The following is a 24,391-nucleotide window of genomic DNA, read 5'->3' on the forward strand; positions in this document are numbered from 1 at the left end:
ATGAGAACGCCCCTTCCCCCTTTTTAAGGGGGATTGAGGGGGATCTTTATCCCTCCAGTTGAAGGATGAGAACGCCCCTTCCCCCTTTTTAAGGGGGATTGAGGGGGATCTTTATCCCTCCAGTTGAAGGATGAGAACGCCCCTTCCCCCTTTTTAAGGGGGATTGAGGGGGATCTTTATCCCTCCAGTTGATGAAAACCGCTCCCCATCGTAAATAACCGCCAAGAGCCGAAGCACCAGGCGGTTATTTTAAAGTTTTTGATCAAACCTTCGTGAAATCGTGAACCTACAGGGAGGAACCTAGGCCCGCATAGGCCCCGTAAAAAAATAGTCCCACCAAACCAATCACACCGCTTCCGGCAACGACAGCAACAACCCAAAGGGGAATTCGCCCATCTGCAAACATTGTTATATCCTCCTAATAAGTCTCAAATACAGCACGATTAGTTAAAGAAGTAGCTCGAAAACAGGATGCCCAAGACGAAAATCAAGAGCAGGCCAAGAAAGAGAGAAGTCCGGTTGAGTTCAACCGGTTGTTTATTGGGGTTTGGAATTCTGTCCATGGGAGACTCCTAACGTTGAATGAACTGCATAGCGGCGATCGCACCCAGGAAAAAGACCGAAGGAACGGCCAAGGTATGCACCGCTAACCAACGAACGGTAAAAATCGGGTAAGTAATCGGTTGATTGCCAGATGTGTTTGTCATGAGTGATAACCTCTGTTTGAATTCAGCGTTAGCTTATTTCTTAAACTCTTCAATTTGTTGACTCGCGTCATAACGATCCGAGAGAATCGGCAGTTCTTGGCGGTCTTGGGTGAAGTATTCATTGGGCCGGGGTGTGCCAAAGGCATCGTAGGCCAAACCTGTGCTGACAAACAGCCAACCAGCAATGAACAACATCGGAATCGTAATCGTATGGATCACCCAGTAGCGAATACTGGTGACAATATCAGTAAATGGCCGTTCTCCAGTGGTTCCTGACATTTTAAAGTGCCTCCTTTGACAAACATTTAGAATCTACTGTACACCAAAAGGAATCCTCGGCCCCTGAGGGGAAAAGGATTCCTTTGATGCTATGTGGTGGAGTCTGCGCCCTGATAGCGCAGTAAAACGCCGCGATCGCCCAGGACAAAACCATGATCTGCATCGAGGAAAACAATCCGATACAAATTAGCGGGAACTTCCTCGACGGCTCGGTCTTTCTGCCAAGTTTGACCCTCGTCAAGACTCACCAGGAGGTTGCCGCTGCCCCCAGAAACCCAAAGCTCTTCAGGGGTGCGATAGGCCATATCCAACAATCCCCAACTGGTGGAGAATTCTGGATAGACTTCTTCATCCCAATCTTCCGATTCTAGGGCTGCGCCGGGTTGGGAGAATTGCAACAATCCGCCACGGGCAATCAGCCATTGACGGCCATCGGGGAAAAAGCCCATATTTTGCAGACGGCGGGAACTGGTGCGCTGGTGGGGAGTCCATTCTTCATCGCCGGGTTGCCAAGTGGAATAGAAATTACCTTTGGCGGAGACGGCGATGTATTCCCCGTTGGGCGATCGCCGCAGGTTCCGCACCACCCCCACCGCCCCCTGTACCAAGGCGTGCCAATTTTGCGCCCCATCATCAGTACGATAGATCGCCCCTAAATCCGTGGCCATTTCCGCCTGGCCGGGGCCAAGGGCGGTAATGCCGTAGGGCGCACCAGGGAGTTTACTACTGAGGATCACCCTTGTCCAGTTCTGGCCGCCGTCGGTGGTGTGGAGCAGGATCGAGGGTTTGCCAACAATCCAGCCCTCTTGGCCCGCAAAGCTAACGGCGAAAAAGCTCACCTTTTCATCCCCTAAATCAAGGCTGCGCGGTTCCCAACTTGCCCCGCCATCGGTGGTTTCAAACAGCGTGGTGCGGCTCCCCACCAACCAACCATGCTGGCCATCGTCGGTAAAGGCCACATCATACATACTGGCTTCCGTGGGCAGTGCGATCACCTGCCAAGGATTAACGGACAGGTTCGGCACATCGCTACAACCCACGCAAAACACAGCGAGGAGCGCAACCATGAGCCAATGTTTAAATTTCTGTAACAGTCCATTCATAAAAAAATTCACAATTGCAGGATCAGGATTAATGGAGTCCGTAAAGGCTGAGGAAAAATAATATCCCCACCGCCAAGGCCCCAAAAATTAGCAAGTTCTTTTGATTAGGGGTGAGACGATTGACCCCAAACCCATAGGAGAGATTTTCCGCAAACCCAGAGGGAGCATTGGCTGCACCAATATTCCGAAACTGGGTGCGACGGACACCACACACCGGACATTTCCAGGTGGTTGGCAGATCCACAAATTCAGTGCCGGGGGCAATTTTGCCATTGCTATCCCCCCGTGCTGGCTCGTAGACATAGCCACAACTGAGACATTCATAGGAGGGGGAGGCTTGTTCAGCCAGGGTTTTTTCCTGAGCACTGGGGGATTCAGGGCCGGGATCTTGAGTACTTGGACTCATGGTTGGGTGGGAAATATTAAAAACTTTGTTACAAATTATCCCACAAATTTAACACTTCAGGCCAAGGCAAGGGCAAAAGGCAAAGAGTAAACATGAACTGACTTTTGCCCTTTTCCTTCTCACTTTTTCCTTCCCACTTCCCTAAGAAACTAAGCCTTAGGGCGCGATCGCCCCTTGGGTCGGCTTTCCTCCACTTTCGTGGCGGCAGCAGAGGCCACGGGGATCGTGAAGTGAAACTCACTGCCCTGGTCTTTGCCGAGGGATTCTGCCCAGATTTGCCCATGCCAACGGTCGATAATTTGCCGACAGATGGCGAGGCCCAACCCCGTTCCCCCCGTGGTGCGCTGTAATGCCCCTTCTTCTTGGTAGAAGCGATCGAAAACCGTTTCGAGGCGGTTGGGTTCAATGCCTCGGCCATTGTCGGCGATCGTGATTTGCACCTGCTGCTCACTGGCAGCGGCGGCGCGGATCATGATTTTGCCGTTGGGGGGGGTGAATTTACAGGCGTTATCGAGCAATTTGGCTAAAACTTCTACAAGCCATTCCCCATCGGCTTGGACGAGGGGGAGGCGGGGGCTGAGTTTGGCGGTGATTTTCGGGATGCGGCTGCCGTGGTAGCGCGATCGCACGTTGCTAATGCCCAATTCAATACATTCCGCGAGGGCTAAGGGTTCCGGGTTCCAATCCACTCGGCCACTTTCCAGTTGGGAGAGGATCAGGAAGTCCTGAATGAGTTTGCGCATCCGCTCTGCATCGGCCAGGGCGGTATTGAGCATCACTTGGCGTAGTTCCGGGGACATATCCGGCTCGGTGGCCAGGCTTTCGAGGCAAACCTGGATCGTAGAAAGGGGAGTGCGCAGTTCATGGCCGGTAATGGCCACTAAATTGGAGCGGGTGCGATCAAGGGCAGCCAATTGTTCGTTGAGGTCTTCTAAATTGGCGTAGGCTTCTGCTTGAATTAATGCCACGCCCACCTGATTGGCGATCGCTTCGACTAAACTAATTTGCTCCTCCGTCCAAGGCAAATGATCCGGCCGGCATTGGTGCAACTCCACCATCCCCAAAAAGCGGTCTTGATAAAAAACGGGAACCAACAGCCAAGAGCCAATACTGTACTGATGGGCAATTTCTTTAATCTGCGCCCCCCAATCGGGATCATTGCTGACATTGCGGATAAACAGGGATTCTAAACGGTGGGCCACGGTTTGAAACAGTTCGTTTTCCGTCAATGGCCAAGTTTGTGCCAGCAGGGAGCCAATATCAGTATTGAGGAATTCATGGCTGATCGTCGCTTGGGCATCCTGGGCGCTGCAACAATAGATAATGCAACGACAGGCCTCCAAACCATGGCCCAACTGCTCCACCGCCACCTGGAGAATCTCCTCAGGATCGAGGGAGCGGCGGATCGCTGTGGTCATTAAATGAATGAGCCGCTCCTTTTGCTCCTGGGAAGCAATGGCCCGGTAAGCCTTGAGCAATTTATACTGCCCCACCTGGAGATAGCTCACCAAGCGGTTCACAAAGGGATCGGGATAATTGACCGGGGAAAGTTGGCTCGACTCCAGTTGATCTAAATTGCAGACGTTATCGAGATAGCGATTTTTCGCCTCGCTGATTTTGTCTGCCAATTCCGGCCGGTATTGGAGGATGCGATCGAGCAAAATATAGGCCGCATGGCTGCTGGTGTGGCGATCAAACGTCCAAATCCCCTCAAAGCGGCGATTAGAATCGCTTTCAAAATCGCCACTGGTTGGGGGAGCGGGGCGCTCACGACAGATTAAACAGTTGGCATAGCGATCGCCCATCACCACCAAATGCCATTCCTGGGCAAGGGCATCGTTGGCATCAAAGGCAACGGATTCATAAATGCCGGAATGGTTACAAAAATCCGTCTCCGGGGCCGCAAGGACATAGACCTGATCACTTTGCTGGCCCAAGCGTTGATAACGGTGGGCTTCTTGACGATAGAACCGCTCCCGCTGGAATGTAGCGATGATTAGCGGGGCATCACTGCGGGCTAAAACTTGATCCTCCATGGCATGGGATAGGGCCACCAGGGATGTTTTAAAAAACATCTGGGGCCGCCAGTTGGGGAGTACCTGCATCAATTGCGTCAAGACTGAGGTTGAAATGCTCATCGCCGTTTAGGGGGTACTGCCATGCTCACAGCCAGCGGGGGGCTGGCATGAGATCCTTACCATGATCCTATGAAACTTCCCAAGGCGGCCCATGGGATTAAATTAACTTACCAAAATTAACAAAATTAATAATTTTTCACAATTGCTCAATTTGATAAATGGTTTGGGTGGCGAGGCGATCCGCGTTAGCGAACCCATCGCCCCATCCTTGGGATCCCTGGGCCAAGGTTTGCCGCGACAGATTAACCTGAAGTTTTGTTAAGGGGTCTTCCCCCGTGGCTAGGAGGAACTGTAAACGGCGGAGGTAGGGCCAGGCCAGCAATTCATCCAACAACTGCCCCAGGGCCAAGCGGTAGGGATGGGTGGGATCTTGATACCAATCGGGGCGGGCCAGGGCAGGCTGATCAAAACCGAAATGGGCCACTAAGGCTGGGCGGCCAAAGAGGGCAATGGCCACGGGTCGCGCCTCTTCCTGGACTAAGAGATTGGCACTGGTGGCCAGCGATCGCACCTTTTCCAACAACTCATAGCGCTGTTGCACCCCCTGAATCGTCTCCTGCCAATCAAAGGCGAGGGTGACTAAATAGGTTTGCAGGAGCAAATGCCCTAATTTTTGGGCCTTGGTGGCTAGATAATTGCGGTTGTAGTCCGTGGCCTCAATCAGTAGGGGGAGGCGATCGACCACCTCAATGCCATAGCCCTTTAACCCGGCGATCTTGCGGGGATTATTGGTGATTAGGCGAATTTGCTTCACGCCCAAATCATTCAACATCTGCGCCCCCATGCCATAATCCCGCAGATCGGCGGGAAAGCCGAGCCGCTCGTTGGCCTCGACGGTATCTAGGCCTAAATCTTGTAGGGAGTAAGCCTTGAGCTTATTCACCAAGCCAATGCCCCGCCCCTCTTGGCGCAAATAGACCACCACGCCCAAGCCCGCGCTTTCAATCATTTTTAACGCCGTTTGTAACTGCATCCGGCAATCACAACGCAGGGAACCGAGGGCATCGCCAGTTAAACATTCCGAATGCATCCGTACCACCACCGGCTGGGCAGCAAACTGGGCGGGGTTGCCCTTAACGATGGCAATATGCTCGGTGTTATCGAGGGTATTGCGGTAGGCATAGAGGTGAAAATCCCCGAATTGACTGGGAAATTCACACACCGATTCCCGATAGACGAAGCGATCGTGTTCGAGGCGATAGCTGATTAGATCGGCAATGTTGATCAGCTTTAAACCATGGTGACGGGCATAGTCGAAGAGTTCCGGGAGCCGGGCCATGGAGCCGTCGGGGTTTTGGATTTCACAAATGACACCAGCGGGGAACAGGCCGGCAAGGCGAGCTAGATCGACGGCGGCCTCGGTATGGCCGGCCCGTTTGAGCACGCCCCCCTGTTTCGCTCGCAGGGGGAAAATATGCCCCGGCCGGCGGAGATCTTCGGGGCGGCTGGCGGGGTTGATGGCGATTTGGATCGTTTTGGCGCGATCGTCGGCAGAGATGCCTGTGGTTACGCCCAAATGGGGGCCCGCATCAATACTGACGGTGAAGGCAGTTTGATTGGGGTCGGTGTTTTTCGTCACCATCAGGGGCAGATCGAGGGCATCGAGGCGTTCCCCGGTCATCGCTAGACAGATCAGGCCCCTTGCTTCCACCGCCATAAAGTTGATCATGTCGGGGGTGGCAAACTGGGCCGCACAGATTAAATCCCCTTCATTTTCGCGGTTTTCATCATCAACAACGACAACGGAGCGACCGGCTTTAATATCGGCAAGGGCAGCCTGAATGGAATCAAATTGCAACACAAAATCTGGGGTGAGGATGGGTGACAGTGGCCCTTATTTTAACGGATCGGGTTCGAGCCGATGGCGATCCAAGATGAGTAGTAGAATGGGCCCTACCCCATGATCCCCCCTGCCCCCCTTAAAAAGGGGGGTTCCGGAATTTAACCCCCTTGTTAAGGGGGTCGGCGTAGCCGGGGGGATCATGTAATCAATTCCCCATTCCCAAAATGCCCTATTGGTTAGTGAAATCAGAACCCACCGACTACAGCATTGAAGACCTAGCCCGCGATCGCCGCCAACTTTGGGATGGGGTACGCAATTACCAAGCCCGCAATTATTTACGGGCAATGCAGGAGGGCGATCGCCTCTTCTTCTACCATTCCAATGCTAAACCCCCCGGCCTGGTGGGGTTAGCCAGGGTGAGCCAAACTAACCTCATCGATCCCACCCAATTCGATCCCCAAAGCAAATACTACGACCCCAAAGCCACCCCGGAGCGGCCCCGCTGGTACACCGTCGAACTGGCCTTTGAGCGACAATTCCCCCTCATTCCCCTCGAAACCCTCAAGGCCCAATTCACGCCGGAAGAATTGCTCCTGGTGCGGCGAGGTAATCGCCTTTCGGTGATGCCCATTGGGGAGGCGATCGCTCCCCGCCTTTTGGCCCTCGCCGGCTGTTAAGAAACTTTAAATTGAGCCAGAAAAAAGCCGTGCTATATTGCTAGCGTGAGTTGCATCCAGCAGGGGAAAAACCATGGCCGCCAGTGATGAATTTCGGAAATATCTTAAAGAGGGCAAAGTGGTCGAAGCTTTGACCTTGGCATTGGGAGAGGCGATCGAACTGGAAATCACCACCTGGGTTTCTAGTGACGAGGAGCAAAGCTATGGGGCGATCGGCCAACCCGCACCGGGATCCCGGATGCGCACCCGGATCAACCTCGTGGATGGCGATATTGATAACGAAGTGGGCAGTCAGTTCATTGGCAGCGGCCCCTATACCGAACTGCGAGATTTTCACCTCCAACAGGTACAGGAAGGCCGGGACATCATTAAGCAAAACCTGGAAAGTCTACAACAAATGTTTGTCTTGCTCGCCCGCACCGTTGAGCGATTGCCTAAACCCAACCGCACCAACCCCGCCCTCCCCTCCCAACAACCCCCCGCCTACTAAGCCCGATGACCAACGCCAAACCCCCCCGGCGACGGGCCAATGCTGCCCCCATCACCCCTACCCCCGCCCCTGCCAAACCTCGCAAAACCTTTGCGGAACGAGGTGAGCAAATGCTGGGGGATTTTGCCCAGTCCCTCAGCGAAGTGATTATTGATATCACCGCCCTAGAGGTCAATACCATGGTGGTTAAGCAAATTACCGGGGATAAATTTATGCCCTGGGATTCCTATTTGTCCCTCTATAGTATTGATACCCATTGGACAGTCCGGAGTAATATCCATGAGTCATTGCAGCATCGCTATATGTCGCTGCGACGAGATTTAGAAGTGGAATATTTACTGTTAGTTTGCAATCCAGAATCAGAACTCTTTGATCCGAACATCGCCCAACAACAGGATCAGTTGCAGATTCTCAGCGATCCCAACGCCTTGATGGATATCACCCATTCCCACCTGCCCAATCCCTTAATCCCCCACAACACCGTAGAAATGCAGAAGGTGCAGGATCTTTTGCGTAATTCTAAATTTAGTCGGACGCTTCGTAAAGTGGCGGAATTAAAGGCTGCGTTAGACAATCGTAATCGCACCTTAAAACGCATGGATGCGCTAGCCCCCGCAGCCCATGCGGAAGCATTGGAGCATGAAGTCAAAACCGATGTGATCTATGCCCAAACGATCATTCAATTGGATGGGGATATTATCAACCGCTATAATGATGACTTATTCAGTCATCCCCACCGTGATTTGCTCTTGCAGATTCATAAAGAAAGTGTGATGTCTGGTGAGCGACAATGGCGGGAGTTGTTAGGTTTTATCCTGGATTTAGCTCAGAAAACTTTTGCGCAGTTGGGGAATGCGTTATCCGGGCCAGGCAAACGCTGATGGTAGGGGTTAATCCAGTAGCGTTGCCCGTTGATGCTTTGCCAAAACGGCGGCAACGCACCTATCATGATGTGGAATTAGATGCGGTGGTGCGGTTGGTGAAGGAGCGCACCGCCGATGAACAATTGCTCTGTCATGGGGTGACATTTCACCTCAATTCGACGACCTTGGGCCGGATTACCTTGGCCCAACAACGGGGCCAAAATCTCCATATTCCCTGGCGGTTTTTGGTGGAGTTTTGGCGTTATGCCTTGGTGGATCATCGCGGTTGTTTGCAATCGGCGCTGAGTTTTATGACGATTTATCCCCTGGCTACGGGGGAAAAACCGCTGTTAAAAACGCTGATCAGTTTGGATGGGGATATTATTCACCAAGTTTGTGCTGATTGTTTAGATTACCCTACCTTAACGCTGAATCTTTCTGCGGCTCATTATTGGCTGATTCAGCAGTTGGTGGGCCGGCTGACATTGGGAGGGAAAGCGTTAGTCAATCGGGCAGCTTGGGGGGTTTCAAGTTTGCTGACGGTGGGTTATGGGGTTTCTCAGGGGATCGAGATGTTACAGGGGGGATGGTTGTTGGTGCAGGAAATGGCGATCGCCTCTCTCCTCCTCGTTACCACTAAACTAGCCACACAAGGCTTATTGCGGTTCGCCCTACCCACCCTCCTCCGCTACGGGATGCAGCGGGTGCTTGCACCGGAAGCCCAAGGGATCGGGGCAAAGTTGCGCAAATGGTTGCCCCGCTGGGGGGGGTGAGGGCGAAAGATTTTTGTGCCTCCGGCAGGCTTACGCCAACGCCCCTACAGGGCCTGGACTGAGCGCATAAATCGTTGCAGTTGCCGACTTTCTAATTCTAAAACTCGTCGGGCAAAGTCAGGATCATGATCCAGCAAATCATCAAAGGCATCGACGGGAATCGCTAAAATTCGCGTAATTTCGCTATCAGCAACGATGGTATTTTCTGAATTACTATGGGCTAAAACCTCTAATTCATCCAGTGTTTGGCCGGGATGCAATTGCTCGATTTGAATCTCTGCTCCCCTTTGATAGTGAATGTTGGCATCCCCGGCAATTAATAACAGCAGTTCGCGGCAAGTATCCCCGGCTTCTGTAATCACATCCCCCCGTTGATAAACCTTCACCGTTGCCCGATGTGCTAGGGCAATTAAGGTTTCGCTTTGCATCCGGTGGAAGAAGTCGCTATTGAATAAGTAAACGGATTTTTCGACGGTGGGAAAATCGCTGAGGGCGGGGGGATTGGGTGAGGACGGGGGCCAAGCCAGCAGTCGCTCCACCATTTCCTGAAGCAGGGGAGCCGTGAATTCATGACCATGATGGCGGGCGATCACCTGACTCCGTTCCGCCTCCCATTGCCCAATCAGATAGAGGGCGGCGGCCTGCACCATGGGATTAGGATCGGCGAGTAAAGCTTCTAAATGGCCAAGAATGATCTCCGGGGAGAGATCAAGGGAACAGGCAGCAGCATTTACGCCGGGCTGGGTCAAGTATGCCAGAATTGGGGCAGGGAGGCGATCCGCGATCGCGCACCCATCGCCCCAATTCTCCCGCTCTAAAAGCTCTCCTAAAATCGCAGGGGAGGCCGCTTGCAAACCTTGGGCGAGGGTGAAGGCAGCGGGATCCGATTGGAGTTGTGCTAGGGTTTCGAGGAGCGATCGCACGATCAGTTCTTTTTTATGACGGATATGTTCCCGCAGCAACGTTAACACCGCTTGATGTTCACGGAGCAGGGGTTGATTGACCGCGTGGTAACGGTCAATTAATTCAGGGAGTTGAGTGAGCATAAACTCCGCCTTTTTAACCAAGCTAGCATCCTCAGAAAATCCGCTCAAAATCCACTCTTCTTCCTGGGGCGTAATCGAATATTGACGGCGGAGGGAGCGAACATCGGGAGAATCCTGCAAGGATAACGGTTCTAAGCCACTGGGATCCCCTTGTTGGCGTTGAAGTCGTAGCAATCGTTCTAGGGATTTCCGGTAGCCCGTCAAGCGAATCTGATTTTCTAAACTGCGTTGACGATCAGGATTGAGTAACTCAGGATCTTCAATGCCCAATTCCTCTAAAACAATCCGATGCTCCTCATCGGTGATGCCCAATTCCTGGCGCATTTGCTGCAACATTTCCAAACTGCTGGAATAGTTGGCATAGCCTTCCTCCAAAGCTTCTCGCACCACACCCTTATAGGCTTGATGCCGTTTCTCACGGGTAAAACCAGGCAGCACTTTTGCTAACACATACAATTCATGGGTATTGAGGTCTGTGAGAGTTTTTCCTTCCAAAAAAGATGCCACATTCAACTGTAATTTTTCCAACTGTTTACGGAAGCGATTGGCCAAATTTTCGCGGGAATAGAGATCAGGACTGCGCCGCCAATTGGTATAGAGCCAAAGCGTACTGAGGGCCACTAAAGCGAGGTCGTAGAGATATTGCACCGCAACGGGGAGCAGTTGGATCAGGGGACGACCACTAAAGATAAAGAAAAAGTTGAAAATGCCAAAGGTGCAGAGGGTGAAAATCCGATGGCGTAGGGTTTCAGGGGTAAGGCTGTGATGCTTGCGACTGTAAATTTTTGCCCGTTTCTCGATCCATCGTCCCCCCCAATATCCCAGAGCGGTACAAGTCCCCAAAACGAGGGGTACTGCTACCAATTTGGGAAGATCAATGATCTCGCCAAATAGATAAAGTCCGGGTTTCAAAAGAGAAGCGAGTTGATCGGTTTGGTGGAGCCATACTCCGGAGAAATAATAATTCCAGTTCCCAGCATAGAGATAGTAGTAGCTAAAATAACCCATCACTAAACCCACATAGCCATAGCGTAAAAATTGGGTTTCTGGTTTATTTAAACTATCCCAATAAGTCCGTTCGGAATCAATGTCAATACAGGGATTTTGACAGGCAACGCAGGCGCTTTGCTCTTTGCCATCGGGTAGCACGGTGCGGCACATGGATTGGGTAATCAGTTGCTCGCTCATGTGGGCTTTGCTGCTCAACAGTCCCCCCGGTTCGCTATAAATACTTTGCACCGGAGCCATGGGGCAAAAGTATTGACACCAAGATTTACCGCCGTACCAATAGCCCACAAAAATAGCCGCTGCAATGGTGAATAAAACCCAGCCCGCCAGCACAAGGCGGTCAGCATTAAAAAACAAAATGCGCCCACATAACCCCACAAAAAGCCAGCCAAATTGAAGATAGGCATAGTTGCGACCTAACCAGGAGTTGCGGTCAACTTTAGCCAATTCATAGCGCACTTTGCCCGTCTTTTTGTTCTCGCGCTTAAATTGCCGCTGCCATCCTAAAGCACGGGGAATTTGAGAGAGGAAAGAGAGGGGACAAATTCGCCGCCATAACTCATGGCCGAAGACTAAGAGAATAAAGATGGCACTGGGTACAATTGCCCCCCAGAAGATCGTTGTCCCTAAAGGATAGGGCTGTTGGGCTACACATTCCCCCTGGACTTCCACACAGGTATCTACGAGCCGCAGCGGACTCCAGGGGTGATCCGGTTCCGTGAGGGCGACAGTCCAGGGATCGTAAAATAGGGAAGCGATTACCAGGAGCCAGGCGATCGCCAATCCCCAGCGAATCCAGTGCATTCGGGTTTCGGGTAGATCTGCAAACATAGACATAGAAGAGAAAAAATATGGGAGCTTGGTGGCCTTGTCTATAGGGATTTTAGATCATCCCCTATCCCCTTGATGGGATTGTGCCAGTAGCTTACGGAATTGGTCGGCGAACCATTCCCTGCTGATTCCCTACTTTTGCAAGGGGGTGATTAGTCAGACTGCTGCGGAAAATTGTGCCGTTGCTGCAAAGTGCGGGGATACCGATCGCCTCTGTTTTAAATCTGGCGGGGGTGACGTTGGCGGAGTTGGAGGGTCAGGAGGAGGATGACTCGGAGATGGGGGAGTCAGCTAACCTGTAGGGGGGTGGGTTACGGTTATTGATCGCGGTGATCGAAAATCTCGCAATTGATCCGAGACCTGCGGGGTGCAAAAAGTTAAAGGGACGGGCTGAAACCGGAAGAGGATCAAGCATGGCGCGATTTGTAAAGGGTGATGTGGTGGTTGTGCTGTTTCCGTTATTTGCGTTGGGGTTAATAGAATTTCAGAGATTCAACGGTATATTTCGCGCCGATGACCAATGGAAAGCACTGTAATTGTTTTTTGAGGGTCATCAATCTCATAAATCACACGATAGTCACCCACACGAAGTCGCCAACCCTCACGTCCTGTAAGCTTTCGGCTACCGTTAGGCCGAGGAGTTGTCGCTAACGACTGAATTGTCTCTTTAATGCGTTCATACTCATCCTGTGGCAGTTTGCTCAGAGATTTTTGAGCGCGGCGCAAAATGTTGATTTGATAGCTCATGCACGCTCAATTTCGCGGATTGCCTGCTCGAAGGGAATGACTTGATCAGGAGTCTGCTTGGCTATATCGTAGGCACGAATGTCAGCAAGTTCTTCGAGTTCTTCGAGTAAACGGCTGGCAATGCGGTCTTGTTCTTGGGTAGGGAGTTGTTGCAGTTGTGCGATCGCCGCTTGCAGGAGTTTGGTCATGGTGTGATCAGGCAGAGGTGATATTGACCATTATATTGGGTTGCGGTTTTTGTAACGGGGTGAATCGCCCCCCAACATTTGGGCTAGACTGGGGGCGGTGTTTTTGCTGTGGGGTATGGTGATGGAGCGATCGCGCCTCTCTGGTGTGGGGTCTTGTGGCGTTCCCATTAGACTGAAGGTTTTAGCTCGGTTTGAGGTCGAGTGTATAGGCGATCGCGCTTTGTATTGCCTTGAGTACATCAATCGGCAAGTCTCCCAATTTACGTTCTAAGCGTACCGTGGGTAATGCGCTCATCCCCTGTACATTTGCGACTGATTTTTGTTTTAAAAATCGTAAATGGGGTAATTCGATTTCATAGGGACTTTGCCGATATTGTGTGGTTAGGGGTACATAAATAATCAGGGCGCGGGGCGGTTCTGGATCTTCACGGGACACGATCACGATAGGTCGCGTTTTGGCGGCTAGTCCGAGGTCAGCCAACCACACTTCACCGGGCTTCGGGTTCATCAATTAAATCTAGGATTTCTTGTTCAATGTGACGGCAACGGGCTAAGTCCAGCAGGTCTTGATCTGCCAGTTCCATAATTTCTGTGATCCATTGTCGGGCTTGTTCGGCAATGGTGGGTTGCCAGGTTTTCAGGCGGTGATCGAGTTCTTGGGCGAGGGCATCCATGGGTTTGAGGTGAGCCTTTCTTCTAGGGTAGCATCTCGCTTCAGTTTCAACTTTGGTAACGGACTGCACTAGGGCGGGGAGGTTGGGCTAGACTGGGGGCGGTGTTTTTGCTGTGGGGTAGGGTGATGCGGAAATTTAGCGGTTTTCTGGGGGTGTTGGTGTGGTCGGGTTTGGTGGTGGGGGTGGGTGCTGTGGAGGGAAGGGCTGCGGTGGGATTTTTGGGGGAAGCTGAGGGAATCGCTCCACAGCCCCAGATGTTAGATTTGCCCCAGGAATGGCTTGTGGCGCAAAACTCACGGGAACGGCAACCGTTGGTTTTTGAGGGGGAGTTGAGTGCAGAGAGTGATGTTCTTGGTGATGGCAGATATGTTAATCTTCATACTTTTACGGGGCGGGCGGGGGAAAGAATTGTTATTGATTTAATCAGTGATGCGTTTGATGCTGTATTGGTCTTGGCGGATAGGGAAGCAAAGAGTCTCGCTCAGGATGATGATGGGGGCGAGAATAGTAACGCTAGGATCGTGATGACGTTGCCTGCGGATGGTCAGTATGTAATTCTGGTTTTGTCTTATCAAGCTGGGGAAGTAGGACGGTATCGCTTGACTGTGCAAAGTGCAGTGGTGAATGGTGCTGCCCCAAATGCTCCTGTTAGCGGTGCTGCGGCCCAAGCCGAGCAGCTTTTTCAAGAGGGTATGGCTCTTTATCGAGAGGGATCATTAGACTCTTTACGGGCTGCAATTGCAAAGTGGGAAGCGGCAATTCCTCTTTATCGACAGGTGGGAAATCGCGACATGGAAACTGCCACCCTCTATAATATCGGTGGGGTCTACTCTGATTTAGGAGAAAAGAGCCGGGCGCTGGAATACTACAACCAAGCCTTACCCCTGTTACGGGCGGTGGGAAATCGCCGAAGGGAAGCCATCACTCTCAGTAATATCGGTGGGGTCTACTCTGATTTAGGAGAAAAGAGCCGTGCGCTGGAATACTACAACCAAGCCTTACCCCTGTTACGGGCAGTGGGCGATCGCGAAGGAGAAGCCACCATTCTCAGTATTGTCGGTTTAGTCTACAGCGACATAGGAGAAAACAGCCGTGCGCTGGAATATTACAACCAAGCTTTACCCCTCTGGAGGGCGGTGGGCGATCGCGACATGGAAGCCGCCACCCTCAATAATATCGGTCGGGTCTACGATGATTTAGGAGAAAAGAGCCGGGCGCTGGAGTATTACAACCAAGCCTTGCCCCTCAGACGGGCGGTGGGTGATCGCAGCGGGGAAGCCAACACCCTCCGTAATATTGGTGCGGTCTACTCCGATTTAGGAGAAAACAGCCGGGCGCTGGAATACTACAACCAAGCCTTACCCCTGTTCCGGGCGTTGGGCGATCGCCGAATGGAAGCCATCACTCTCGGTAATATCGGTGGGGTCTACTATTTAATAGGAGAAAACAGCCGGGCGCTGGAATACTACAACCAAGCCTTACCCCTGTTCCGGGCGTTGGGCGATCGCGGCGGGGAAGGCACTATCCTAAATAATATCGGTTTAGTCTACAGCAACCGAGGAGAACAGAGCCGAGCGCTGGAATACTACAACCAAGCCTTGCCCCTGTTACGGGCGGTGGGAAATCGCGGCGTGGAAGCCAAAAGTCTCCATAATATCGGTAGGGTCTACAGCGACCTAGGAGAAAGAGATCTAGCACTGGAATACTACAACCAAGCCTTACCCCTGAGCCGGGCGGTGGGCGATCGCGAAGGAGAAGCCATTGCTCTGACCAATGTCGGTTATGTCCACCACTTAAAGGGAAACACGAGCCTAGCGCTGGAGTATTACAACGAAGCCTTGCTCCTGAGCCGGGCAGTGGGCGATCGCAGAGGCGAAGCGGCCACGCTCCATGCTATCGGTTTGGTCTACAACTCCCTAGGAGAAAACAGCCGGGCGCTGGAATACTACAACCAAGCCTTACCCATGAGACGGGAGGTGGGCGATCGCGGCGGCGAAGCCACCACGCTCAATAATATCGGTGGGGTCTACAACTCATTAGGAGAAAAGAGCCGGGCGCTGGAGTATTTCAACCAGGCTTTACCCCTTTACGAAGCGGTGGGCGATATTGATGGGGAAGCCAATACGCTCAGAAATGCGGCTTGGGTTCAACGGGACGAGGGACAACTCACCGCCGCCCTGGAGAACATCCAAGCCGCCATCGCTCTCATCGAACAACTCCGCAGCAACATCACCAGCACCGAACTCCGCCAAACCTACTTCGCCCAACAACAAGGCTACTACCAGTTCTACACCGACCTGTTGATGCAACTCCATCAACAAAACCCCAACCAAGGCTACGATGCCCAAGCCTTCCACGTCAGCGAACGCAGCCGCGCCCGCACCCTCATCGAACTCCTCACCGAAAGCCAACTCAACCTCCGCGACACCACCGAAAACGCCCAACTTCAACCCCTCCTCGACCAAGAACAAAACATCCTCAACCAACTCACCGCCCAACAACAACTCCTTACCCAACGCCTCACCAACGCCCAAACCGACGAACAACGCGACCAAATCCGCCAAGACTACACCACCGCCACCCAACAACTCAACAGCGAACTCGATCGCCTCGTCACCCAAATCAAACGCCTCAACCCCGCCTACACCGACCTCAAATATCCCGACCCCCTGAACTTACAGCAAGTCCAACAGCAAGTCCTCGACGACGACACCGTTTTATTGCAATACAGCCTCCACCCCGACCAAAGCTACCTCTGGCTGATCACCAAAAACGGCTACGAAACCCACATCCTCCCCCCCCAAGCCCAAATCGAAACCACCGTCGAACGATTGACCAACATCATTCGGAAAGATACAGGCAACTGCGCCAACGCTGCGAATCCTCAAGCCTGCATCCAACAAAATCTCCCAGAAACTCTCGCCATGATCCAGACCACAGGAACAGAACTCTACAACCAAATCTTCGCCCCCATCGCCAACAAAATCCAAGGCAAACGCCTCCTCATTATTCCCGACGGCGCACTCCACTACGTCCCCTTCGCCGCCCTCCCGATCCCCCCGGCTGCGCCGACCCCCTTAGCAAGGGGGTTAGACTCTACACCCCCCTTTTTAAGGGGGGCCGGGGGGGATCAATACACCCCCCTCGTCACCCAACACGAAATCATCCACGCCCCATCCGCCACCGCGATCGCCACCCAACGCCAAAACCTCGCGAACCGTCCCCCCGCCCCCAAAAAACTCGCCATCTTCGCCGATCCCGTCTTCAGCGCCAACGATCCCCGCGTCACCGGAGCAACCCCCACCCCAACCCCCCGCAATAACGAACCCGTCAGCCTCCAAGCCCTCCGCAGTCGTTCCGCCCTCGATCGCTCCCTCTGCCTCCCCAACGACGGCATCCAACGCCTCCCCGGAACCCGCCGCGAAGCCGAAGCCCTCCAAAAATATGTCCCTGATGCCCTCACCGTCCTCGACTTTGCCGCCAATCAAGACTGGTTCGATCGCGCCCCCCTCCACCAATACCAAACCCTCTTCCTCTCAACCCATGGCTGCATCGACAGCCAAAACCCCGAACTCTCCGGCTTAGTCCTCTCCCTCGTTGATGAAAATGGTCAAGAAAAAGAGGATGGATTCCTACGCTTAAACGAGATTTTTGGCTTAAATTTAAATGCCGAATTAGTCGTTTTAAGTGCCTGCCAAACCGGCCTCGGCGAAACCATCAAAGGCGAAGGCATGATCGGCATGACGCGGGGTTTCATGTATGCCGGAGCCAAGCGCGTCGTCGTGTCGTTATGGAATGTTGATGATGCAGCGACAGCAGAATTGATGAGCCAATTTTACGGCGATCTCGAAAAGGGAATTTCCCCCGCCCAAGCCCTGCGAGAAGCCCAACTCGCCCTCTGGGAAAAATACCAAGACCCACGCCTCTGGGCCGCCTTCACCCTCCAAGGGGATTAATCCCCCTGAATCTATACCTAAGCAGGAATCCGCTTCATGAGATCGTGCAAAGCTTGAGGGGGTAGGGCGAAAGATTTTTCGCCCCTACACAGATCAACGCTACCAGCGGATTTCATCTCAAAGAACCATGCCCTTGTTGCAAAAAGTGAAACCGTGGCTGACTTTAGGAAATTCTTGGCCACAATAGAGGAGTTGATGTCTGTAATGGAGACCTGCTCATGCAATTCCGTTTTTTAGCCGCTTTAACCTTGATGGGTTTAATCTTGACTGTGCCGCTACGGGGATTGCAGGCAGAGTCTGAACCCGTCGCCCAGCCCGGTTTCATCCCCCCCGCTTTGCCCGTTTCCGATCAACCCTACAGCGAAGACGATCGCGTCGTCATTGATAAGGACGATCGCCAGCCGGTGTTAACCTCCGCCTATCCCTATTCCGCCATTGGCCGCATTGATTGGGTCTTAGCCGATGGCCGGAGCCTGGGCTATTGCACCGGGACATTGATCGGCCGGGATTTAGTGTTAACCAATGCCCATTGTTTGCAGCATCCTCGCACCAATCAACTGGTACAGCCGGGTCAATATCAACAGGGGCGCGATCGCATCGTCTTTAAAGCCGGGATGGTTCGCGGTGTGGCACAGGTTGAGGCGGCGGTACGCACCTTTGAGTCGGGTTGGGCAAGGGGGACAGCGGCGGCGGATGATTGGGCGATTTTGAAGTTGGAGCGTCCCTTAGGCGATCGCGTCGGTTATTTGGGTTGGTTGGATGCGAATTTTACCAATCCTAATGTGGTGAGTGCTGTGGCGGGTAAATTACGCTTGGTGGGCTATGCGGGAGATTTCCCAACGGTGGCATTACGGGAGTTTGGCCGGGCGGGGGATACAGCGGGTCAGCATGAGGGTTGCAGTGTGATTGAGGGTCATAATCAGGGGCCGTTGGCGGGGTTGATTTTCCATGCCTGCGATACCAATCCGGGGGCTTCTGGGTCTGCCATTTTTGCCCGGTTTGATGATGGCAGTTATCAGGTTTTGGGGTTACACGCGGGGGCAAATGAGTTGCATCGAGAGGTGGTGTTGCCGACAGGCGATCGCACTCGGTATCTGAATCGAGGCGTACAAGTCAATCGCTGGAGTAGTGCAGCACAGCGGTTGAAATAGGCGATCGCTCCCCTTTCAGAAACAGCTTGCACGGCCCTCAGTTGATTCGGCTCAACTGGGGACTTTCTTAAGGCATGACCCATCGTTTTGAGGTGGTGCGGTTGTGGGAACAGCCGCGTTAGCGAAGCTTACCGGAGGTATATCGCTCTTTTGGGATATGCCGGGTTTTTGGATTGAGCGGTGGGTAGTTCACAACAGGGTAACAATGGCACAATGGGGCAACGATCCCGACGCTGTGAACGACCATGACCGCTGCTTCTGCCCATGTTCCTGAACCCCATGGTGATTATCGCGGCCTTGACCGCGATAAGCTCTCACCGATGATGCAGCATTACATTGAGGTGAAAGAGCAGTATCCCCAGGCGTTGCTCCTCTATCGGGTGGGGGATTTCTTTGAATGTTTCTTTCAGGATGCCGTCACCATTGCCCAAGAATTAGAACTGGTGCTGACCAGTAAAGAGGGGGGCAAGGAAATTGGCCGGGTACGGATGACCGGGGTTCCCCACCATGCCCTCGAACGCTATGCGGCGCTGTTGGTGGAAAAGGGCTATGCGGTGGCGATTTGTGATCAGGTGGAGGATGCGACGATCGCCGCAGCGGAAAAGCGAATGGTGCGGCGGGAGGTGCAACAACTGATCACCCCCGGCACATTGACGGAAGAGGGGATGCTCTCGGCAAGGCGGAATAATTTTCTGGCGGCGGTGGTGTTGGTGAAACACCATTGGGGGTTAGCCTATGCAGACATCACCACGGGGGAATTTTACACAACCCAAGGAACGGGGCTAGAGGCCCTGGCTATGGAATTAGAACGGCTTCAACCTTCAGAGGTGCTGTTGCCCACCGATGCCCCCGATGTGGGGCGGTTGTTGCGACCGGGCCAAGGGGATGAATTGATTCCGGCTCAATTGCCTTCGGAGTTGTGTTATACAACGCGATCGCACCGCTATTTCACGGCCCCAGAGGCTCGCAATCGGCTCATGGAAACGTTTCAGGTGCGATCGCTCGAAGCCATGGGCTGTGCGGATCAAACCTTGGCAATGCGGGCAGCGGGGGGCCTGTTGGAATACATCGAAGACACCCAAAAGGACAACCGCGCCCCCCTCCAACCCCTGAAAACCTATGCGATTACCGATTATTTAATCCTTGACCCCCAAACCCGGCGCAATTTGGAATTAATGCAAACGGTGCGCGATCGCGCTACTACTGGCTCCCTCCTCTGGGCCTTAGATCGCACCAATACCGCCATGGGGGGCCGGGCCTTAAAACGCTGGTTTCTCGAACCGCTGTTAGATCCTAAGGGCATTCTTGCCCGCCAAGAGACGATTGCTGAACTGATTGCCCATAACGGCCTACGGGAAGATCTCAAAACCCTATTGCGGCAATTTTACGACCTCGAACGCCTCAGTGGTCGGGCCGCTTCAGGGCGGGCCAATGCGCGGGAATTGGTCAATTTAGCCGATTCCTTGGTGCGGTTGGTGCAATTAGCCAGCCTGGCCCAACAGGGCCAATCCCCCTATCTCAAAGCATTGCACCAGATTCGCCCAACCTTGGAGCAGGTGGGGCAATATGTGTTAGACCGGATTCAGGAGGCTCCCCCGTTGCACATTAAGGAGGGGGGCGTGATCCGCGATGGCATTGATCCCCGCTTGGATCAGCGGCGATCGCAACTTTTGGCCGATCAGCAGTGGTTGGCGGATTTGGAGATTCGGGAACGGGAGCGGACGGGGGTCAATAAGCTCAAAGTGGGCTATAACAAGACCTTTGGCTATTACCTCACCCTGCCCCGCGCCCAAGCCGATGCTGCCCCCTCCGACTACACCCGTAAGCAAACCCTCGCCAATGAGGAACGCTACATCACCCCAGAACTGAAGGAGCGGGAAACCCGCATCCTCACGGCTCAGGATGATTTGAATGAGATTGAATATGAGATTTTTCAGGAATTGCGGGGGATGGTGGGGGAGCAGGCCCAGGAGATTCGCGATGTGGCACGGGCGGTGGCGGCTTTGGATGTGTTGGTGGGGTTGGCAGAGGTGGCGATCGCCCACAATTATTGTCGCCCCATGATCACCCAGGGGCGAGAAATTGAAATCAATCAAGGTCGCCATCCCGTCGTTGAACAACGCTTAAAACAGCAGTTTTTTGTCCCCAATTCCACCCACATGGGCTATGAACCCCAACGGCAGGATAGTCCAGATTTAATTATCCTCACCGGCCCCAATGCCAGCGGCAAAAGCTGTTATTTACGCCAAGTGGGGCTGATCCAAATCATGGCCCAAACGGGGAGTTATGTGCCGGCCCAGGGGGCAAAATTGGGGATTTGCGATCGCATTTTTACCCGTGTGGGAGCGGTGGATGATTTAGCCACGGGGCAATCTACCTTTATGGTGGAAATGAATGAAACCGCCAATATTCTCAACCATGCCACGGCGAAATCCCTCGTTTTACTCGATGAAATTGGCCGAGGAACCGCCACCTTTGACGGCCTTTCCATTGCTTGGGCGGTGGCGGAATATCTCGCCCAAACCATCCAATCCCGCACGATTTTCGCCACCCATTACCATGAACTCAATGAGTTAGAAACCCTCTGCCCCAATGTGGCCAATTATCAAGTCACTGTTAAAGAATTGCCGGATAAAATTATTTTTCTCCATGAAGTCCATCCGGGGGGCGCGGATCGCTCCTATGGGATTGAAGCCGGTCGCCTCGCAGGGTTGCCGGATGTGGTGATTCAGCGGGCGCATCAGGTGATGGGTCAAATTGAGAAGCACAGTAAAATCGCTGTGGGCCTGCGCAAGGGTAGCCCCAAACGTTTAGACCCTGCCCTAGCTCCAGATCACCGGGTAGAGCAGTTGGATATTTTTGGCGATCGCCCCTGATCAGCACTGACCCCAATGCTGCCGATCCCACGGGCGAATCCCCCAGGGATGTGGGGGATCCGCCTCAGTCTTGGGGGGAGGGATCCCCCTTGGCCAGAGCCAGCCCTAGCAATGGGCGGCGTAAACCCCATCTAGGAGGAGGTTCAACGCTTTTACGGCTTGTTCCGTTGCTTCCACCGCAGCGGCTTGGCTTTCGGGGGTGGTGCAGAGTTGCGCCAAAGCTTCGCGGGTCATGGCGCTGTGGATTTCATCCGCTGCTTCATGGACTTGGAAGAAAGACAGCGCCGCCTCGCCATCAATGCCATAAAATTCCTTCAATCCAGCAATTTTTGTCGTCGAAACCGCCGGAATTTGGGATTCATAGGCATAGAGGGCCGCCATCCCCACGGCGGGATTTTCGTCACGGGCCAGGGTTTTCAATGTTTTAACCGATGCCTGGGTTTCCTGAGCCGGGGCATGGTTTAACACCACATCCCGATCCACCCCCAAGCCTTCCGCAAACCGCAACCACAGTTCTGGGTGATGGTTTGCGCCCCGCTCCTCTTCGATCAAGTTTTCCAAAAGCATTTGGCGGATCTGGAGGTCATCGCAGGCCGCATGGGTGGCGCTGACATAGGTGGGGAAGTAATGGACTTGGTGGTAATACTCCTTGGCGTACTCCTGAAGGGCGTTGAGGGTGAGCTTCCCTTCGTTCCAAAGTTGATAAAACGGATGCTTGAGGAGGTGGTGGCTCTCAACGATCGCATCCAGTTGAGCCAGTAATTCCGAAGCAGTCAGGGGTTTTGCCTGGGTGAACATAAACAGCTTTTATCCTTATAGTTGAGGAATATTGCTCAATGTATCACGGCCTTTCGGCTCTCGTCCTATGACCCAATCCCCCGATCCCTTACCGATTGAGCCTGGGGCCGCTCAGAAAAATTCCCCCAAACTCCCCAATATCGAAGGCATTCGCCGCTTAAGCAATTTGTTGGATGAGGCGATCGCCATCCCCGGCACATCCTGGCGGTTTGGTCTTGACCCCCTCCTGAGCTTGATCCCCGCCGCTGGCGACTATCTCAGCCTCAGCCTTTCCGTTTACATCGTTTGGCAGGCCTATCGCCTCGGTACACCCAAGGAAACCCTGATCCAGATGGTGATTCATCTCTTCTTAGATGCCTTCTTGGGTACAGTGCCGGTGGCAGGGGATGCCTTTGATTTTGTTTGGAAAGCGAATACGAAAAATTTACAGCTTTTAGAATCCCACTTAGCCCATGGGGGGCAACGTGACACCGGCAATCTAGGGGCTGAAGGAAAAACCCGTCGAGGCGATCGCTGGTTTTTGCTCCTGCTGATTAGCGGGGTCGCTGTCTTTGTGATTGGCGCAACCGCCCTCTTCCTCTTCCTACTGCGTAGCCTACTCAGCGCAGTCTTTCCCGCTGGTTAATCGGTTGGGTTGCTCCCGTCCGATACACTGAAGAATGCTAATTAATCCACTATTGACCATCCCCCCACTATGAACCCTGCTGATCCGGCTCCCCTCCAACATCATCGCCAACAATTCCCCGGTTTAGTGAATAAGGCTTATTTCAACTTTGGGGGCCAGGGGACAATGCCCAAGGCTGCCATGGAGGCGATCTATCGAGCCTATGAATACGTCCAACAACAGGGGCCCTTTTCTACAAAAGTTAATGATTGGGTGATGCAGGAAGGGGCAGCGATGCGGGCCGCCTTTGGTCAGGAGTTGGGAGTGCATCCTGACACGATCACCCTGACGGAAAACGTAACGGCGGGGTGCAATATTGCCCTCTGGGGGATTCCCTGGGAAGCGGGGGATCATATCCTGATTACCGATTGTGAGCATCCGGGGGTAATTGCGATTATTAAAGAAATTGCCCGCCGGTTTGAGGTGCGGGTTTCCACCTGCCCGATTATGGCGACGTTGAACCGGGGCAATCCGGCGGTGGTGATTGAACAACATTTACAGCCCCAAACGCGGTTAGTGGTGGTGTCCCATCTGCTCTGGAATACGGGGCAAATTTTGCCTTTGGCGGAAATTATTGGCATTTGCCATAACCGCGATCGCCCCATTCAAGTTTTAGTGGATGCAGCCCAATCCGTAGGATCGATGCCTTTGGATTTAACGGCCTTGGGGGCAGATTTCTATGCCTTTACGGGCCATAAGTGGCTTTGTGGCCCGGCGGGGGTGGGGGGGTTATATGTGCGGCCAGAGGCGTTGGAAAGCCTTGCTCCGACGTTTATCGGCTGGCGCAGTATCAATATGGATAGCACGGGGATGCCGACGGGATGGAAGCCCAACGGGATGCGGTTTGAGGTGGCCACATCGGCCTATCCTCTCTATGCGGGATTACGGGCGGCGATCGCCACCCACAGCAAATGGGGAACCGCCCAAGAACGCGCCCTCCAAATCCAAAAAAATGCCGAATACCTTTGGCAAGGGCTTTCTCTTTTGCCCAAGGTGCAATGTTTACGCAGCACGCCTCCCGATGCGGGGTTAGTCTCATTCCGCCTCAAGGCAGACATTCCCCACAAGCAATTAGTCCAAGCGTTGGAACAACAGGGTTTTTATCTGCGCACGATTATCAGCCCCGACTGTGTGCGGGCCTGCGTCCATTACCTCACCCTCCCAGCAGAAATGGATCAACTGATCCGCGTCCTCGCCAGCCTCTAATATCCCCAACCCGATCAACCTCCTGCC

25 protein-coding genes are annotated in these 24,391 nt (G+C 53.3%); 10 read left to right on the top strand and 15 right to left on the bottom strand.

Annotation, left to right across the window (positions count from 1 at the left end):
• Positions 1-286 precede the first annotated feature (286 nt).
• The 8 genes from VB712_RS04915 to ribBA all read right to left on the bottom strand — a co-directional run bounded on the left by VB712_RS04915 (position 287) and on the right by ribBA (position 6,434).
• Complete coding sequence (locus tag VB712_RS04915; RefSeq protein WP_323252724.1) at positions 287-406, bottom strand: photosystem II reaction center protein J; 120 nt, start codon at positions 404-406, stop codon at positions 287-289.
• Between the two features lie 37 nt (positions 407-443).
• A complete protein-coding gene (locus tag VB712_RS04920) occupies positions 444-563 on the bottom strand; it encodes a photosystem II reaction center protein L (RefSeq protein WP_323252726.1) in 120 nt (39 codons plus the stop codon).
• Positions 564-572: 9 nt separating this feature from the next.
• Positions 573-707: a cytochrome b559 subunit beta gene (gene psbF / locus VB712_RS04925; protein ID WP_323252728.1), complete on the bottom strand. Its 135-nt coding sequence runs from the start codon at positions 705-707 to the stop codon at positions 573-575.
• 33 nt (positions 708-740) lie between these two features.
• Positions 741-986, bottom strand: a complete 246-nt coding sequence (gene psbE / locus VB712_RS04930; RefSeq protein ID WP_323252730.1) for a cytochrome b559 subunit alpha — start codon at positions 984-986, stop codon at positions 741-743.
• An 89-nt stretch (positions 987-1,075) separates the two neighbouring features.
• Complete coding sequence (locus VB712_RS04935; RefSeq protein ID WP_323252732.1) at positions 1,076-2,089, bottom strand: photosynthesis system II assembly factor Ycf48; 1,014 nt, start codon at positions 2,087-2,089, stop codon at positions 1,076-1,078.
• Positions 2,090-2,117: 28 nt separating this feature from the next.
• A complete protein-coding gene (locus VB712_RS04940; protein ID WP_323252734.1) occupies positions 2,118-2,495 on the bottom strand; it encodes a rubredoxin in 378 nt (125 codons plus the stop codon).
• Between the two features lie 149 nt (positions 2,496-2,644).
• Entirely contained in the window at positions 2,645-4,633 is a 1,989-nt protein-coding gene (locus VB712_RS04945) for a DICT sensory domain-containing protein (RefSeq protein WP_323252736.1), read from the bottom strand.
• A gap of 136 nt (positions 4,634-4,769) precedes the next feature.
• Positions 4,770-6,434 carry a bifunctional 3,4-dihydroxy-2-butanone-4-phosphate synthase/GTP cyclohydrolase II gene (ribBA, locus tag VB712_RS04950; RefSeq protein WP_323252738.1) on the bottom strand — a complete coding sequence of 555 codons (1,665 nt, stop codon included), beginning with the start codon at positions 6,432-6,434 and terminating at the stop codon, positions 4,770-4,772.
• A 206-nt stretch (positions 6,435-6,640) separates the two neighbouring features.
• On the opposite strand from ribBA, the gene VB712_RS04955 reads away from it, so the two are divergent.
• The 4 genes from VB712_RS04955 (at position 6,641) to VB712_RS04970 (ending at position 9,219) form a co-directional block, all read left to right on the top strand.
• Complete coding sequence (locus tag VB712_RS04955) at positions 6,641-7,093, top strand: EVE domain-containing protein (RefSeq protein WP_323252740.1); 453 nt, start codon at positions 6,641-6,643, stop codon at positions 7,091-7,093.
• Positions 7,094-7,166: 73 nt separating this feature from the next.
• On the top strand, positions 7,167-7,583 hold the full coding sequence (locus VB712_RS04960; protein WP_323252742.1) for a hypothetical protein: 417 nt from the start codon (positions 7,167-7,169) through the stop codon (positions 7,581-7,583).
• 5 nt (positions 7,584-7,588) lie between these two features.
• Complete coding sequence (locus VB712_RS04965; protein ID WP_323252743.1) at positions 7,589-8,464, top strand: hypothetical protein; 876 nt, start codon at positions 7,589-7,591, stop codon at positions 8,462-8,464.
• Positions 8,464-9,219: a hypothetical protein gene (locus VB712_RS04970; protein ID WP_323252745.1), complete on the top strand. Its 756-nt coding sequence runs from the start codon at positions 8,464-8,466 to the stop codon at positions 9,217-9,219. Before VB712_RS04965 ends, VB712_RS04970 begins: the two co-directional genes overlap by 1 nt.
• A gap of 44 nt (positions 9,220-9,263) precedes the next feature.
• On the opposite strand, the gene VB712_RS04975 is transcribed toward VB712_RS04970, so the two are convergent.
• A complete protein-coding gene (locus VB712_RS04975; RefSeq protein WP_416236253.1) occupies positions 9,264-12,104 on the bottom strand; it encodes a cyclic nucleotide-binding domain-containing protein in 2,841 nt (946 codons plus the stop codon).
• Between the two features lie 176 nt (positions 12,105-12,280).
• Between VB712_RS04975 and VB712_RS04980 the strand changes: the two genes are divergently transcribed.
• The gene (locus tag VB712_RS04980; protein WP_323252749.1) at positions 12,281-12,406 is read left to right on the top strand and encodes a hypothetical protein; all 126 of its coding nucleotides are present in this window, start codon (positions 12,281-12,283) and stop codon (positions 12,404-12,406) included.
• Between the two features lie 190 nt (positions 12,407-12,596).
• Here VB712_RS04980 and VB712_RS04985 read toward each other — a convergent pair whose 3' ends face one another.
• Genes VB712_RS04985 through VB712_RS05005 form a run of 5 tightly spaced genes read right to left on the bottom strand, consistent with a single transcriptional unit; the run spans position 12,597 to position 13,713 of the window.
• Positions 12,597-12,851 carry a type II toxin-antitoxin system RelE/ParE family toxin gene (locus VB712_RS04985; RefSeq protein WP_323252752.1) on the bottom strand — a complete coding sequence of 85 codons (255 nt, stop codon included), beginning with the start codon at positions 12,849-12,851 and terminating at the stop codon, positions 12,597-12,599.
• A complete protein-coding gene (locus VB712_RS04990) occupies positions 12,848-13,039 on the bottom strand; it encodes a hypothetical protein (protein ID WP_323252754.1) in 192 nt (63 codons plus the stop codon). Before VB712_RS04990 ends, VB712_RS04985 begins: the two co-directional genes overlap by 4 nt.
• Before the next feature lie 30 nt (positions 13,040-13,069).
• Complete coding sequence (locus VB712_RS04995) at positions 13,070-13,207, bottom strand: hypothetical protein (protein ID WP_323252756.1); 138 nt, start codon at positions 13,205-13,207, stop codon at positions 13,070-13,072.
• 13 nt (positions 13,208-13,220) lie between these two features.
• The gene (locus VB712_RS05000) at positions 13,221-13,547 is read right to left on the bottom strand and encodes a type II toxin-antitoxin system PemK/MazF family toxin (RefSeq protein ID WP_323252758.1); all 327 of its coding nucleotides are present in this window, start codon (positions 13,545-13,547) and stop codon (positions 13,221-13,223) included.
• Positions 13,528-13,713, bottom strand: a complete 186-nt coding sequence (locus VB712_RS05005; protein ID WP_323252760.1) for a hypothetical protein — start codon at positions 13,711-13,713, stop codon at positions 13,528-13,530. The genes VB712_RS05000 and VB712_RS05005 overlap by 20 nt, the downstream gene beginning before the upstream one ends.
• A gap of 125 nt (positions 13,714-13,838) precedes the next feature.
• Between VB712_RS05005 and VB712_RS05010 the strand changes: the two genes are divergently transcribed.
• The 3 genes from VB712_RS05010 to mutS all read left to right on the top strand — a co-directional run bounded on the left by VB712_RS05010 (position 13,839) and on the right by mutS (position 21,696).
• Entirely contained in the window at positions 13,839-17,669 is a 3,831-nt protein-coding gene (locus tag VB712_RS05010; RefSeq protein WP_323252762.1) for a tetratricopeptide repeat protein, read from the top strand.
• Positions 17,670-17,887: 218 nt separating this feature from the next.
• On the top strand, positions 17,888-18,820 hold the full coding sequence (locus VB712_RS05015) for a trypsin-like serine peptidase (protein ID WP_323252764.1): 933 nt from the start codon (positions 17,888-17,890) through the stop codon (positions 18,818-18,820).
• A 245-nt stretch (positions 18,821-19,065) separates the two neighbouring features.
• Positions 19,066-21,696 (top strand): DNA mismatch repair protein MutS, encoded by a 2,631-nt coding sequence (gene mutS / locus VB712_RS05020; RefSeq protein WP_323252765.1) that lies wholly within the window; start codon positions 19,066-19,068, stop codon positions 21,694-21,696.
• 105 nt (positions 21,697-21,801) lie between these two features.
• Here mutS and VB712_RS05025 read toward each other — a convergent pair whose 3' ends face one another.
• Positions 21,802-22,494 carry a CADD family putative folate metabolism protein gene (locus VB712_RS05025; RefSeq protein WP_323252767.1) on the bottom strand — a complete coding sequence of 231 codons (693 nt, stop codon included), beginning with the start codon at positions 22,492-22,494 and terminating at the stop codon, positions 21,802-21,804.
• A 67-nt stretch (positions 22,495-22,561) separates the two neighbouring features.
• On the opposite strand from VB712_RS05025, the gene VB712_RS05030 reads away from it, so the two are divergent.
• The gene (locus VB712_RS05030; RefSeq protein ID WP_323252769.1) at positions 22,562-23,119 is read left to right on the top strand and encodes a DUF4112 domain-containing protein; all 558 of its coding nucleotides are present in this window, start codon (positions 22,562-22,564) and stop codon (positions 23,117-23,119) included.
• Between the two features lie 69 nt (positions 23,120-23,188).
• Positions 23,189-24,364, top strand: a complete 1,176-nt coding sequence (locus VB712_RS05035) for an aminotransferase class V-fold PLP-dependent enzyme (protein ID WP_323252771.1) — start codon at positions 23,189-23,191, stop codon at positions 24,362-24,364.
• Positions 24,365-24,391: the final 27 nt, after the last annotated feature.

It is taken from the genome of Spirulina sp. CCNP1310, from assembly GCF_034932185.1.
Taxonomy (GTDB): Bacteria; Cyanobacteriota; Cyanobacteriia; order Cyanobacteriales; family Spirulinaceae; genus Spirulina.

Coding starts and splice junctions, on each gene's coding strand:
- VB712_RS04915 (WP_323252724.1), bottom strand. CDS start 406: ATGTTTGCAGATGGGCGAATTCCCCTTTGGGTTGTTGCTGTCGTTGCC.
- VB712_RS04920 (WP_323252726.1), bottom strand. CDS start 563: ATGGACAGAATTCCAAACCCCAATAAACAACCGGTTGAACTCAACCGG.
- psbF (WP_323252728.1), bottom strand. CDS start 707: ATGACAAACACATCTGGCAATCAACCGATTACTTACCCGATTTTTACC.
- psbE (WP_323252730.1), bottom strand. CDS start 986: ATGTCAGGAACCACTGGAGAACGGCCATTTACTGATATTGTCACCAGT.
- VB712_RS04935 (WP_323252732.1), bottom strand. CDS start 2,089: ATGAATGGACTGTTACAGAAATTTAAACATTGGCTCATGGTTGCGCTC.
- VB712_RS04940 (WP_323252734.1), bottom strand. CDS start 2,495: ATGAGTCCAAGTACTCAAGATCCCGGCCCTGAATCCCCCAGTGCTCAG.
- VB712_RS04945 (WP_323252736.1), bottom strand. CDS start 4,633: ATGAGCATTTCAACCTCAGTCTTGACGCAATTGATGCAGGTACTCCCC.
- VB712_RS04955 (WP_323252740.1), top strand. CDS start 6,641: ATGCCCTATTGGTTAGTGAAATCAGAACCCACCGACTACAGCATTGAA.
- VB712_RS04960 (WP_323252742.1), top strand. CDS start 7,167: ATGGCCGCCAGTGATGAATTTCGGAAATATCTTAAAGAGGGCAAAGTG.
- VB712_RS04965 (WP_323252743.1), top strand. CDS start 7,589: ATGACCAACGCCAAACCCCCCCGGCGACGGGCCAATGCTGCCCCCATC.
- VB712_RS04970 (WP_323252745.1), top strand. CDS start 8,464: ATGGTAGGGGTTAATCCAGTAGCGTTGCCCGTTGATGCTTTGCCAAAA.
- VB712_RS04975 (WP_416236253.1), bottom strand. CDS start 12,104: ATGTTTGCAGATCTACCCGAAACCCGAATGCACTGGATTCGCTGGGGA.
- VB712_RS04985 (WP_323252752.1), bottom strand. CDS start 12,851: ATGAGCTATCAAATCAACATTTTGCGCCGCGCTCAAAAATCTCTGAGC.
- VB712_RS04990 (WP_323252754.1), bottom strand. CDS start 13,039: ATGACCAAACTCCTGCAAGCGGCGATCGCACAACTGCAACAACTCCCT.
- VB712_RS04995 (WP_323252756.1), bottom strand. CDS start 13,207: ATGGGAACGCCACAAGACCCCACACCAGAGAGGCGCGATCGCTCCATC.
- VB712_RS05000 (WP_323252758.1), bottom strand. CDS start 13,547: ATGAACCCGAAGCCCGGTGAAGTGTGGTTGGCTGACCTCGGACTAGCC.
- VB712_RS05005 (WP_323252760.1), bottom strand. CDS start 13,713: ATGGATGCCCTCGCCCAAGAACTCGATCACCGCCTGAAAACCTGGCAA.
- VB712_RS05010 (WP_323252762.1), top strand. CDS start 13,839: ATGCGGAAATTTAGCGGTTTTCTGGGGGTGTTGGTGTGGTCGGGTTTG.
- VB712_RS05015 (WP_323252764.1), top strand. CDS start 17,888: ATGCAATTCCGTTTTTTAGCCGCTTTAACCTTGATGGGTTTAATCTTG.
- mutS (WP_323252765.1), top strand. CDS start 19,066: ATGACCGCTGCTTCTGCCCATGTTCCTGAACCCCATGGTGATTATCGC.
- VB712_RS05025 (WP_323252767.1), bottom strand. CDS start 22,494: ATGTTCACCCAGGCAAAACCCCTGACTGCTTCGGAATTACTGGCTCAA.
- VB712_RS05030 (WP_323252769.1), top strand. CDS start 22,562: ATGACCCAATCCCCCGATCCCTTACCGATTGAGCCTGGGGCCGCTCAG.
- VB712_RS05035 (WP_323252771.1), top strand. CDS start 23,189: ATGAACCCTGCTGATCCGGCTCCCCTCCAACATCATCGCCAACAATTC.